This is a genomic window from Streptomyces goshikiensis (assembly GCF_014650555.1).
Classification (GTDB): domain Bacteria; phylum Actinomycetota; class Actinomycetes; order Streptomycetales; family Streptomycetaceae; genus Streptomyces; species Streptomyces goshikiensis.
The window spans coordinates 57,585-69,533 of sequence record NZ_BMVE01000008.1 but is presented as its reverse complement, the minus strand read 5'-3'; the positions used below and the strand labels follow the sequence as shown (position 1 = coordinate 69,533).

10 protein-coding genes and 2 tRNA genes are annotated in these 11,949 nt (G+C 73.7%); 7 read left to right on the top strand and 5 right to left on the bottom strand.

The features are described from left to right. The first annotated feature begins 61 nt into the window (after window positions 1-61). Window positions 62-520 carry a TIGR02611 family protein gene (locus IE248_RS22855; protein ID WP_073774585.1) on the top strand — a complete coding sequence of 153 codons (459 nt, stop codon included), beginning with the start codon at window positions 62-64 and terminating at the stop codon, window positions 518-520. A 67-nt stretch (window positions 521-587) separates the two neighbouring features. Then, a tRNA-Val gene (locus IE248_RS22850) sits at window positions 588-659 on the top strand. Between the two features lie 93 nt (window positions 660-752). On the opposite strand, the gene IE248_RS22845 is transcribed toward IE248_RS22850, so the two are convergent. Next, window positions 753-3,107 (bottom strand): SCO7613 C-terminal domain-containing membrane protein, encoded by a 2,355-nt coding sequence (locus tag IE248_RS22845; RefSeq protein WP_190031555.1) that lies wholly within the window; start codon window positions 3,105-3,107, stop codon window positions 753-755. 141 nt (window positions 3,108-3,248) lie between these two features. Here IE248_RS22845 and IE248_RS22840 point away from each other — a divergent pair. Continuing rightward, a tRNA-Val gene (locus IE248_RS22840) sits at window positions 3,249-3,320 on the top strand. 79 nt (window positions 3,321-3,399) lie between these two features. Here IE248_RS22840 and IE248_RS22835 read toward each other — a convergent pair. Further along, window positions 3,400-4,125 carry a 3'-5' exonuclease gene (locus tag IE248_RS22835; protein WP_008740499.1) on the bottom strand — a complete coding sequence of 242 codons (726 nt, stop codon included), beginning with the start codon at window positions 4,123-4,125 and terminating at the stop codon, window positions 3,400-3,402. A gap of 216 nt (window positions 4,126-4,341) precedes the next feature. Between IE248_RS22835 and IE248_RS22830 the strand changes: the two genes are divergently transcribed. Then, a complete protein-coding gene (locus tag IE248_RS22830) occupies window positions 4,342-4,932 on the top strand; it encodes a DUF4365 domain-containing protein (protein ID WP_008740498.1) in 591 nt (196 codons plus the stop codon). Beyond that, entirely contained in the window at window positions 4,932-6,137 is a 1,206-nt protein-coding gene (locus IE248_RS22825) for a hypothetical protein (protein WP_047960515.1), read from the top strand. Before IE248_RS22830 ends, IE248_RS22825 begins: the two co-directional genes overlap by 1 nt. 24 nt (window positions 6,138-6,161) lie before the next feature. Here IE248_RS22825 and IE248_RS22820 read toward each other — a convergent pair whose 3' ends face one another. After that, window positions 6,162-6,644, bottom strand: coding sequence for a GNAT family N-acetyltransferase (locus IE248_RS22820; protein WP_073795941.1), 483 nt, complete (start codon window positions 6,642-6,644; stop codon window positions 6,162-6,164). A 159-nt stretch (window positions 6,645-6,803) separates the two neighbouring features. Between IE248_RS22820 and thrS the strand changes: the two genes are divergently transcribed. Continuing rightward, complete coding sequence (gene thrS, locus IE248_RS22815) at window positions 6,804-8,780, top strand: threonine--tRNA ligase (protein WP_008740495.1); 1,977 nt, start codon at window positions 6,804-6,806, stop codon at window positions 8,778-8,780. Between the two features lie 14 nt (window positions 8,781-8,794). On the opposite strand, the gene IE248_RS22810 is transcribed toward thrS, so the two are convergent. After that, window positions 8,795-9,484, bottom strand: coding sequence for a potassium channel family protein (locus IE248_RS22810; protein WP_008740494.1), 690 nt, complete (start codon window positions 9,482-9,484; stop codon window positions 8,795-8,797). A gap of 67 nt (window positions 9,485-9,551) precedes the next feature. Here IE248_RS22810 and IE248_RS22805 point away from each other — a divergent pair, with 67 nt between their 5' ends. Beyond that, complete coding sequence (locus IE248_RS22805) at window positions 9,552-10,112, top strand: HIT family protein (protein ID WP_008740492.1); 561 nt, start codon at window positions 9,552-9,554, stop codon at window positions 10,110-10,112. Window positions 10,113-10,149: 37 nt separating this feature from the next. Here the strand turns inward: IE248_RS22805 and IE248_RS22800 are convergent, their stop codons facing one another. Further along, on the bottom strand, window positions 10,150-11,814 hold the full coding sequence (locus IE248_RS22800) for an AbeC-like domain-containing protein (protein WP_100582404.1): 1,665 nt from the start codon (window positions 11,812-11,814) through the stop codon (window positions 10,150-10,152). Window positions 11,815-11,949: the final 135 nt, after the last annotated feature.

Here is an 11,949-nt window from a genome sequence, read left to right as displayed (position 1 = left end):
CTCGGACGGCGGATCCAAAGCGGCATTCACGTGTGCTTCCGGCTCCGGTAGATTCGGGCGCATGAATACGGGGAGTGACCACGGAACCCACGAGTCCGCACCGGCCGGACCGGACGGCGCGACCGCCGGGCCCGACGCGCAGGAGGCGCCGCACGTCTCCAAGGCGCCTGCCTTCATCAAGGCCAACCGCAGCCTGCACCTGAGCTGGCAGGTCGGCGTCTTCGTCGTCGGCCTGGCCGTCATCGGAGCCGGCATCGCCATGCTGGTCCTGCCCGGCCCGGGCTGGGTGGCGATCTTCGCCGGCCTGGCGATCTGGGCGACCGAGTTCGCCTGGGCCCACCTCGTGCTGCGCTGGACGAAGCGCAAGGTCAGCGAGGCCGCGCAGAAGGCCCTGGACCCCAAGGTCCGCCGCCGCAACATCATCCTGACCAGCGTGGGCCTCGCCATCGCGGGCGCGCTGATCGGCTTCTACCTGTGGAAGTACGGCCTGACCCTGCCGTGGAACCTCAAGGACCAGTGATCGGCCGGGGCCGTCCGGGCATGGTCAAAGAGCACCGCTGACATGCGGTAATGTTTGCGGTGCGTCCGGGCGATTAGCTCAGTGGGAGAGCACTTCGTTCACACCGAAGGGGTCACTGGTTCGAACCCAGTATCGCCCACCCGGACCAGAGGCCCGGAGACTCTTTGAGTCTCCGGGCCTCTGTCGTTTCCCGGGGCCCAGGCAGCCCCGCCCCGACCCGCCCGGGCCCCGGTCAGTGCAGGCGGCCGAGGGCCGAGCGCAGCCGCCGGGCGTCCCGGAGCCGCTTCTCGTACGTGGCCCCCACCGCGAGCAGCAGCAGACCCGCCAGGGCCGGCGGCAGCCAGCGGGGCAGCGCGTCGACGACCTGGACCACGTACGGGGCCAGCTCGTGCAGGGCCACCGCCGCGAGCGTGCCGCCGCCCAGCAGGAGCGGGGCCCGCAGCCGGTGGTGCGCCCCCGCCAGGGTCAGCCCGAGCGCGGCCGCCCCCAGCAGCAGCGGCCGCGGCCAGTGCGGGTCGCCCCAGGCGGCGGCCAGGCTCGGCAGCAGCGTCACCGCCAGCCCCGGGCCGTACGCCGTCCAGGACGAGGCCGCCGGGTCCCGGCGGTGGCGCAGGAACCCCACCGCCAGCGCGGGCAGCGTCACCGGCAGCGTGTACGCCTCCGCCGTGCCCACCCCGGCCGAGGCCAGCCGGACCCAGGCCGCCGCCACGAACAGGACCCCGGCCGCCCAGCCCAGCGCGCGCCGGTCCGCCCGGACCGCCGAGCCCGCGCAGACGACACCGGCCAGCGCCAGGGCCAGGGCCAGCACCGGGGCGTCCCCGCAGGCCAGGGCCAGGGCGAGGACCCCGGCCGCGCCCGCCGCGGCCTCGGCGGCGAGCCGCTGCGCGCCGAGCCTCGGCCCGGCCGCTGTCACGGCCGCGGGGACCGCCAGCACCGGCAGCGCCCACCAGGGCGCCGCCAGGTCCGTCAGCGCGCTCAGGGCCACCACCAGGGCCGTCGCGTACCCGACGGCGAGCGCCGCCGCCCCCGAGCGGGCCCAGCGTGGAGCGGGCCCGTACGCCGCTCCCGCCGCACAGCCCGCGCCCAGCAGGCCGAGCACCGCGAAGGTGGCCGCGCGGCCGTCCAGCGCCGCCAGGGACACGTTCCCGGCCCCGAGGAGCGCGACCGCCCCGGCCGCGATCGCGGTGGGCCGGTCCGGGGAGCGCAGCGCGAGGAGCCCGGCGGCCGCCGTCACCGCGAGCTGCGCGGCGAGCACCGCCGCCACCGGGAGCCCGAGCGGCAGCGGCGCCGTGAACAGCCCGCCCCACCCGAGGGCCACTGCCGCCGCCGCTGGCTCCGGGCGGCCCGGCAGCACCCGGGACAGCCACCGGGCCGCCCCGGCCGCCAGCAGCAGCGCGACCGGCGCGGCCACGCCCGGCTGCGCCAGGGGGACGCCCGCGGCCGGGGTCGTGGCCGCCCAGACCTCGTCGAGGACCCGGAGCCGGGCCGCCAGCGCCGTCACCGCCGCCGCGCAGCCCCACAGCGCGGCCAGGCCGGCGATGCCCGCTCCGGCCCGGGCGAGCCCGAGGCGAACCGGCTCCGGGAGCGCTGTCACCCGTACCGCCGCGAGCAGCGGCAGCGCCAGCGCGAGATGGGTGACCACCGCCCAGCCCGGAGCCAGCTCCGGCCGGGCCGTCCCGCCGAGCGCCGCGACCGCGGCGAGCCCGCCCGCCGTGGCCGCCGGCCAGGCACCCGGGATCCGCCAGGCCGCCGCGACACCGAGCGCGGCCACCGCCGCCAGGAGCGCCGCCGGAGCCGCCGCGTCCGCCGCCGAGGCCGCCACCGCCGACTCCGACAGCCCGATCAGCAGCGCGCCCGCGCCCAGCGCCGCCGCCGGGATCCACGCCGCCCGCGCCGGCCACCGCGCCGGGACCGACGCCGCCAGGGCCAGGTCCAGCGCGGCCGTCGCCAGCAGCGCCCAGCCCAGCTCCGCCGGGCCCGCGTCCGCGGCCAGCGCGGCCAGGGGGAGCGGGAGCTGCGCCGTCAGCAGCGCCGCCGGGAGCGGGATCCGCAGCGCGGGCAGCGCCCGCCCGTACCCGGCCCAGGCCGCCGCCAGCACCGCGGCCGCCCCGGCCGCGTAGGCGGTGGCAGCGTCGGCGTCGGCGGCCGGCATGCCGACCGCGAACAGGGCGTACGCGTCCAGCACCGTCAGCAGCAGGCCGACGGCCGCGACCGACTCGGCCGTGGACCGCAGCCCGCGGCGCAGCAGCGGCGCGGGCGTGACCAGTGCGGCGGCCGTCACCACCGCGAGGACCGCCGAGCGGCCGCCGATCCCGAGGGAGCCCCAGCTGATCAGCGTGAACGCGAGCGCGGCCACGGCGAGCAGCACGGCGCCGAGGGTCAGCAGCAGGTTCTGCGCGCCCGGCGCGGAGGCCTCCTTCGGGCGCCCGGGAGCCGCCGCGGCGGCCGGGGCGCCCCAGACCAGGGGGGCCGGCTGCCGCAGCAGCCAGTCCCGCCGCGCGAGCAAGTACAGGCGCCGGGCGTCGAGTTGGCCCAGCTCGCGATCGATGAGCGCCAGCTCGTCGGCCGGCGGCAGAGGGGTGTTCATGGTGGGGAGTGTGGCGCCGGTCACGGCATCGGCACATGGGCGCGGCTACTCATCTCGCCGCTGAGTACCCACCCCGGCGGACGCGGCGCCGCAAGCGGTTTGAACCGACCCGCAGGCTCTTGTATTGTTCAACCCGTTCCCGGGCGATTAGCTCAGCGGGAGAGCACTTCGTTCACACCGAAGGGGTCACTGGTTCGATCCCAGTATCGCCCACCGGGACAGGCCGGTCCGTCTGATGACGGACCGGCCTTCCGCATTCCCGGCCCCGGTCGGCCGCGTCGCCCCCGCGCGACTACGCCGCCGCCGGCAGCTCCGGTCGCAGCGGCCAGTGCGGATCCACCGGCTCCGGCGTCCCCTGGCGCGCGAACCACGCCTGGAGCCCGCGCGCCTGCGCCGCGTGCCACACCGTCTGCAGCGTGTGCAGTTCGCCCGGCGTCAGCCGCTCCAGCCGCGCCGCGAACCGGCGCCCGACCGCCCGCACCAGCTCCAGCGAGGCCAGTGCGTCCGCCGCCGCGTCGTGCGCGTCCTCCAGCTCTATCCCGTAGTGCGCGCACAGGTCCGTCAGGGTCCGGCGCCCCTTGCGGTAGCGGTCCAGGTGCTTGTCCAGCACCCGAGGATCCAGCACCGTCAGCGGCCGGTTGTCCAGGTACCGGGCCAGCGAGGACGCCCGGTGCCTGCGCAACTCCCGGTCCAGCAGCGTCAGGTCGAACGGCGCGTTCATCACCACCACCGGCCGCCCCGCCACCAGCTGCTCGCCGAGCGCGCGGGCTATCTCCTCCACCACCGGCGCGGGCCAGCGCCCGTTGCGCTGGAGGTGGTCATCGGTCAGACCGTGCACTTCCGTGGCCCCCGGGGGAACCGGGATGCCGGGATTGACCAGCCAGCGGGTGGAGCGGACCCGGCCGCCCGCGCACTCCTGCACGATGAGCGCGGCGGACACGATCCTGTCCTGCTCCACGTCCACCCCGGTGGTCTCGGTGTCGAATGCGGCCAGCGGCCCCTCGTACCAGCGCGTCATGGTGAACTCCTCGTCCCCGATCGGCAGATGGGGCGCACCCATGACGCGCCACCCTTGCCCGATTCGGTGATACCCGGGCTGTTTGCGCTGTACGCCGTTTGCGGGCAGCCGGGTACGGAGACAACTTCCCTGGGGGACCGCACACATGACCGGTCGTCACCCCACCCACCACTCCACCCTCATTCGGCAGAGCCCGGAAGGCATGGGGAGCCGGCCATGGCGCTCGCGCAGCCCGAACCGGGCGGGGTGCTGGCGGGACGGATCGATCCGCGGCCCGACGCGCGGACCGGACCGCTGCGCGGCACACTCGCCACCACCGCCTGCATGGAGACCCTCCAGGTGGGCTATCTGCACGCCGTCGCTGCCGCGGCCGGCTGCTCGCTGTCCCAGCCCTTCCCGGACAACGGCATCGACTGGCACGTCAGCCACGGCGCACCCGAACACGTCGTCGACGACGAGGTCACCATCAAGGTGCAGCTGAAGGCGACGTACCAGGTACCGCCCAGACCGGCCGGGCCCACCTTCGGCTTCACCCTGGACAACGAGCACCTGGTGAAGCTCGCCCGGAGCCCGGTCGCCGTGCACAAGATCCTGGTCGTGATGCTCGTGCCCAGGGAGCGCGACCAGTGGCTGTCCGCCGGGCACGACCGGCTCGACCTGCGCCACTGCTGCTACTGGACCAACCTCGCCGGACACCCCGTCACCGGCCGCCGCCGGACCACCGTACGGATCCCGACCACGCGGATCTTCGACGACCGGGCGCTGTGCGAGATCATGACCCGGGTCGGGTCGGGAGGGACACCTTGATGAACTGGCACTCACCGCACCTGGAGCCGCTGTCGTCCCCGGAGTTCACCGCGGGCACCCCGGATCCGGCCCTCGTCGATCCGGCGGTGCTGGGCGCGCTGCTGCACCGGCACGGCTGGCTGCGGCGCGGCGGGGCCGCCGGACGCTACGGCCGCTGGAGCCCGCCCGGCCACGGCGGCACCAGCCTGCTCGTCCCCGAGACCCGGGCCTTCCCCGACTGCGCGGACCTGCTGGAGGAGGCGCTCGGCGCCCTCGCGCGCAGCGCCCTGCCGTCGGCGCGGGAGGTGCTGTACGGGCTGAGCGTGCCGAGCGACGAGATCCGGTGGGAGCGGGAGATACCGGAGGGCCCCCACGGCTTCCGGGCCGAGGCCGACTGGACGGTGCAGGAACAGCTGCGCTCGGCGGCCCGGCACCTGCTGCTGGCCGGGGCCCTGGCGGACCGGGCCCGCGCCGGGTACTACGGGGCGCGGCACCGGGCGCAGGCCGAACGGGCCCTGGAGGGGGTGCTGGTGGGACCGGCGCCGGGCGGGCGGCGGCTGACGGCGTACGTCCCGGTGGACGGCGGCCGGGGCACGATGACCCGGCTCCACCACGCGCTGCACGCGGCGCGGGAGGCGGTGGACTACCAGCGGGCCACCGGCGGCATGGAGGCCTTCGACGCGGCGGTGGGGGCGGGGGTCAGCCGGGAGCTCGCGGACGCGCTGATCGCGCTGGTCCGGGGCTCGGAGGGGGCCCGGGTCGCGCTGGCGTGGGCGCCGGCGGCCGGGGTCCCGGCGGGGTGCGCGGCGCGGCCGGAGCCGGTGGAGTTCTCCCCGGGCGACCTGCCCGTGCTGCGGGAGGCCGCCGCGCGCTACACCCGGGCGGAACCCGCCGTCCCGGTCCGGATCGCCGGCGCCGTGGTCCGGATGCGGCGCAAGGCCGCCGGGGGAGGGGGGACGGTCCGGCTGCGGGTGCTGGCGGGAGCGGAGGTCCCCTACGTCAGGGCCGCGCTGGACGAGGAGTCGTACCGCATCGCGGGCCACGCCCACCTGGTGGGCCTGCCGGTCCGGGTCAGCGGCCGGCTCCAGCGCCGGGGCGGCTTCCGCCGGCTCTCCGACGCGACGGACGTGACCCCCGTACCGCTGGACGAGGTGGAGCGGGACCGGCTGATGAAGTCGCTCGACGCCGCCTTCGACCCCGCCGACGCGCTGCCGGACGACGAGTAGGGCGCCGGGCCCGGCGGCCGGGGCTCAGCCGTGGCGGCGGAAGGAGGCCATGGTCAGGCCCGGGACGGGGGAGAAGTCGGCGCCGCGGACGAAGCCGAGGCGTTCGTACAGGGTCACCGCGGGGGCGTTGGCCGCGCCGGTGGTGACCTCCACGACGCGCCCCGCGAAGAGCTCCGTCAGCGCGTGGCGCAGCAGCAGGGAGGCGATCCCCCGGCGGAACCGGGCCGGGTCCACGCACAGCCGGTCCAGGCGGACCGGCTCCCCGGGCGGGGTCTCCTCCCAGGCCAGGAACCCGGCAACGGCGCCTTCGGAGCCCTCGGAGCTCATGGCCCCCAGCCAGCGCAGCGGCCGCGCCCGCAGGTCCGCGAGGCTCTCGCCGAGCGCGGGGATGCCGTCGAAGCCGATCAGCTCCGCCTCCACCGCGTACGCGGCCAGGCCGATCCGGTGGACGGCCCGGGCGGTCCGGTCGTCGGTCAGGTCCAGCGGGCGGACGGGCGGGGTCGGCACGGGAGGGGTCCCTTCGCGGGTTCGTGGGGGAGCGGCGCGGGGCCCACGGTAGCCAGCGCGGGCGGGGCGGCCGTAACCGTTTAGCGGCGCGGCCGCTCGGCTCGGTACGATTCAGGCGCGCAGTGTTCGCTCGCGCACCCCCTGAGTCAGGAGAGACCGGTGTCAGACGTCCGTGTGATCATCCAACGCGATTCCGAGCGGGACGAGCGCGTGGTGGCCACGGGCACTACGGCGGCGGAGCTCTTCGCCGGCGAGCGCACCATCGTCGCCGCGCGCATCGCCGGAGAGCTGAAGGACCTCGCGTACGAGGTGCGGGACGGCGAGACCGTCGAGCCGGTGGAGATCTCCTCCGAGGACGGCCTGAACATCCTGCGCCACTCGACCGCGCACGTCATGGCGCAGGCCGTGCAGGAGCTGTTCCCCGAGGCCAAGCTGGGCATCGGCCCGCCGGTCCAGAACGGCTTCTACTACGACTTCGACGTCGAGAAGCCCTTCACCCCCGATGACCTCAAGGCCATCGAGAAGAAGATGCAGGAGATCCAGAAGCGCGGCCAGCGCTTCGCCCGCCGCGTCGTCACCGACGAGGCGGCCCGCGAGGAGCTCGCCGGCGAGCCGTACAAGCTGGAGCTCATCGGCATCAAGGGTTCGGCCTCGACCGACGACGGCGCGAACGTCGAGGTGGGCGGCGGCGAGCTGACCATCTACGACAACCTCGACGCGAAGACCGGCGAGCTGTGCTGGAAGGACCTCTGCCGCGGTCCCCACCTGCCCACCACCCGCAACATCCCCGCGTTCAAGCTGATGCGCAACGCGGCCGCCTACTGGCGCGGCAGCGAGAAGAACCCGATGCTCCAGCGCATCTACGGCACCGCGTGGCCGTCGAAGGACGAGCTGAAGGCCCACCTCGACTTCCTCGCCGAGGCCGAGAAGCGCGACCACCGCAAGCTCGGCAACGAGCTCGACCTCTTCTCCGTCCCGGACGAGATCGGCTCCGGCCTCGCCGTCTTCCACCCGCGCGGCGGCATCATCCGCCGGACCATGGAGGACTACTCGCGCCGCCGGCACGAGGAGGAGGGCTACGAGTTCGTCTACACCCCGCACGCCACCAAGGGCGCCCTCTTCGAGAAGAGCGGCCACCTGGACTGGTACGCGGAGGGCATGTACCCCCCCATGCAGCTCGACGGTGGTACCGACTACTACCTCAAGCCCATGAACTGCCCGATGCACAACCTGATCTTCGACGCGCGCGGCCGCTCCTACCGCGAACTGCCGCTGCGCCTGTTCGAGTTCGGCACGGTGTACCGGTACGAGAAGTCGGGCGTCGTCCACGGCCTGACCCGCGCCCGCGGCTTCACCCAGGACGACGCGCACATCTACTGCACCCGTGAGCAGATGGCCGAGGAGCTCGACCGCACCCTCACCTTCGTGCTGAACCTGCTCCGCGACTACGGTCTGACCGACTTCTACCTGGAGCTGTCGACCAAGGACCCGGAGAAGTTCGTCGGCTCGGACGAGGCGTGGGAGGAGGCCACCGCCGTCCTCGCGCAGGTCGCCGAGAAGCAGGGCCTCCCGCTGGTCCCGGACCCGGGCGGCGCCGCCTTCTACGGTCCGAAGATCTCGGTGCAGTGCAAGGACGCCATCGGCCGTACCTGGCAGATGTCGACCGTCCAGCTGGACTTCAACCTGCCGGAGCGCTTCAACCTGGAGTACACCGCGCCCGACGGCTCCCGTCAGCGCCCGGTGATGATCCACCGCGCCCTGTTCGGCTCCATCGAGCGGTTCTTCGCGGTGCTGCTGGAGCACTACGCGGGCGCCATGCCGCCGTGGCTGGCCCCGGTCCAGGCGGTCGGCATCCCGATCGGTGACGGGCACGTCGAGTACCTGCAGGAGTTCGCCGCCGAGGCGAAGAAGCAGGGCCTGCGGGTCGAGGTGGACGCCTCCTCCGACCGGATGCAGAAGAAGATCAGGAACCACCAGAAGCTCAAGGTCCCGTTCATGATCATCGTCGGTGACGAGGACATGGCCGCGGGCACCGTCTCCTTCCGCTACCGCGACGGTTCGCAGGAGAACGGCATCGCCAAGGACGAGGCCCTGGCCAAGCTGGCCAAGGTCGTCGCGGACCGCGTCCAGGTCTGAGCTAAGCGGTCGGGTCAGTGAGGAGCCCCCGGGGACGGTGCGTCCCCCGGGGGCTCCTCCTCGTCGTCCCGGCGGAAGATCTGGATCAGCCAGGACGAGAAGGAACCCGTCACCGCCCCCAGCAGACCCAGACCGAACATCATCAGGGCGGTCGCGATCAGCCGCCCCGACACGGTCACGGGGGCCACGTCCCCGTAGCCGACCGTCGTCAGCGTCTGGACCACGCACCACAGCGAGTCCCCGAACGTCTGGATCGGGGAGTGCGGGTCCCGCCGCTCGGAGTCGAACAGGCCCAGCGAGCCGGAGAAGCCGAGCAGCAGCGACGAGAGGCCGGCGTACGTGATCACGCGCGGGTACAGGCTGCGGTGCGGGCGGTCCCGCCGCTTGGCCATGACCGCGTCGTGGACCTTGACCATGCGCAGCGCCCGCAGCGTCGGCAGGATGACGATCACCGTGTCCAGCCAGTGGCGGCGGACGAACCGCAGCGGCCGCTGGCGGCTCAGGACCAGCCGCACCACGTAGTCCACGATGAAGCAGAGCCAGGTCAGGGCGACGGTGATCGCGGCGATGTCGCGCCACAGGGAATGGGCGTGGGCGAGCACGCGGACCGCGTACCCGGCGAGGAACACCAGTGAGAGGTAGAAGAGCGGGATCTCGGTGCGGCGTTCCCAGGCGACGTCGCGGCCCTCGGCTTCTGCGTGCATGGACCCAGCATCGCGGCCCCGCCACCCGTCTTCGCCCCGACGACACGCCCAGCGGGGGCAAGGTCATATGCTGCATGCCATGACGACTGAGCCGGAGCAGCAGATCGGTGTGGGCACGCAGGACGCGTTCCAGCGTCTGTGGACGCCCCACCGGATGGCCTACATCCAGGGGGAGAACAAGCCGACCGGTCCGGAGGCCGGCGACGGCTGTCCCTTCTGCGGGATCCCCGACATGTCCGATGAGGACGGCCTGGTCGTCGCCCGGGGCAAGCACGTCTACGCGGTGCTGAACCTGTACCCGTACAACGGCGGACACCTGATGGTCGTCCCGTACCGGCACGTCGCCGACTACACCGAGCTGGACGGGCCGGAGACGGCCGAGCTGGCGGACCTCACCAAGCGGGCCATGACCGCGCTGCGCAAGGCCTCGGGGGCGCACGGCTTCAACATCGGCATGAACCAGGGCGCGGCCGCCGGCGCCGGCATCGCCGCGCACCTGCACCAGCACATCGTGCCGCGCTGGGGCGGGGACACGAACTTCATGCCGGTCGTCGGCCACACCAAGGTGCTCCCGCAACTCCTCGCGGACACCCGCCAGATGCTGGCCGACGCCTGGCCCGTCGGCTAGTACCCGTACGCCCCGTCGGCGCGTACGGGACCGCTCGTCACTCGTACACGTCCGCCTTGCGCGGCGAGGGCTCCTGGATGATGCCGCTCATGATCGAGGAGCGGTTGGTGAAGCGCTCGGTGTCGCAGCCGTTCTCCTCCAGGACCCGGAACGCGGCCGCGTGCACCGCGCGCAGCACCGGGGCGACCGTACGCAGGGCGTCGTCCGCCATGAAGCGGTGGCGCCACATCGAGCCGGCCCAGACGTGCCGCAGGCCGAAGGGCTCCGGCAGCGCCAGCTTGCCGCCGAGGAATTCGAGGAGCGGCGGGTACCAGGTCAGCGGGGCGCGCGCGGTCACCCGCACCACCTCCATGGTGTCGACCAGCGGCAGCGGGCGCTCCACGGTCTCCCAGAACCGGATGGACTTGGGGACCTCGACCGTCGGCGTCTTGGGCTTCGTGGTGAACAGCCCGTGCACCGGGCCGAGCGCGTGCGCGGTGACGTCCACCCGCAGCGTCTTGTAGAGCACGGTGACCGTCACCAGCATGTTGATGACCAGCTGTCCGTCCCACAGCGGGTACTGGATGCCCAGGTAGTGCCGGTCGCCGGCGCTGAACTGCTGCTCGTTGCAGATCCGGGTGATCTCGTGCGGCTTCACGACGAAGGTGTCGACGCCCTCGCCGGAGGGCCGCGCCACCTCCGTCGCGCCCTCGCCGATCGGCGTGACGATCCAGTGCTTGATGGAGGCGGCCGGGAACCCGCCGGTGTGCAGCGGGCCCCGCTCCAGCTTGCGCAGCTCGGTGTCCACCGCCCGTATGACGTCCCAGCTGCGGAACGGGTGGATCTCGGCGCCCTCGGTCTTGGGGGCCAGCTCCTCGGCCATCTGCCAGCTGCCCCAGCGCGTGCCCATGCCCAGGATGCCCTTGGGGCCGGCGTAGAACACGGAGTTGCTGCGGTCCTCGGCGGTGAGCTTGGCGAGGGAGTGGCGCAGGTCCTCGCGGGCCTTCTCGTCCGGGTTGCCGGGCACCGCCTCCGGGATCTTGGCGGCCACCCCGCCGCCCGACAGCAGGCCCTCCCAGCGGGAGCGCAGGTCGACGGCGGTGGCCTGGCAGATCCGGCGGGCGAAGAACCAGCCCAGCGCCGGAGCGATGATCATGGCGCGCAGGTAGATGCCCAGGAAGCCGGTGAAGGGCAGCCGGAACATCAGCACGGCCACGATCAGCGCGAAGCCGACGAGCAGCACCGTGCCGAGCCAGGAGGCGCGCTTGCCCGTCCCGGAGGCCAGGGTCTTGCGGAGCTGGAACAGGCCCAGCCACAGCAGCAGTCCGGGCAGGAAGACCACCCCGCACACGAGCATGATCAGCCGCAGCTTGCGGTCCCGTACCTTGCGGATGCGGGAGGCGGCCAGGCAGTGCTCGACGACGGTCTGCGGGTCGGCCCCGAAGGACTGGATGAGCGGCTTGCGGCCCGGCCCCAGGGTCCGGGCCTCCACGGCGCGGCAGAAGGCCTCGCCGAGGCTGGGTTCGAGGAGCGAGAGCTTCCCGGCTTTCACCGTCGACTTGTGGAGATCGCTGTCGGCGCCGAGGATGGCCTCCAGCTTGGTGTCCTTGCCGCCGTCCCGGTACGCGGCGGAGGCCAGCGCGTTGGTCGCCGCCGTCTGCCCGCCGTTGCCCTGGAGCGGAATCTGCGCGCCGGGCCTGAAGTCGAATCCGTCGTCCGCCACCGCTGCCCCCATCGCTGTGCGTCTGTGCTCCTGCGCCGCGCCGAAGAGCCTATCGGCGCGGCTTGCCCCATGGTCATGGGACAGGGAAATACCGCCCACCGCAAGCTGGTTGGGTGGGCGGCTTCCGGTGTGCTA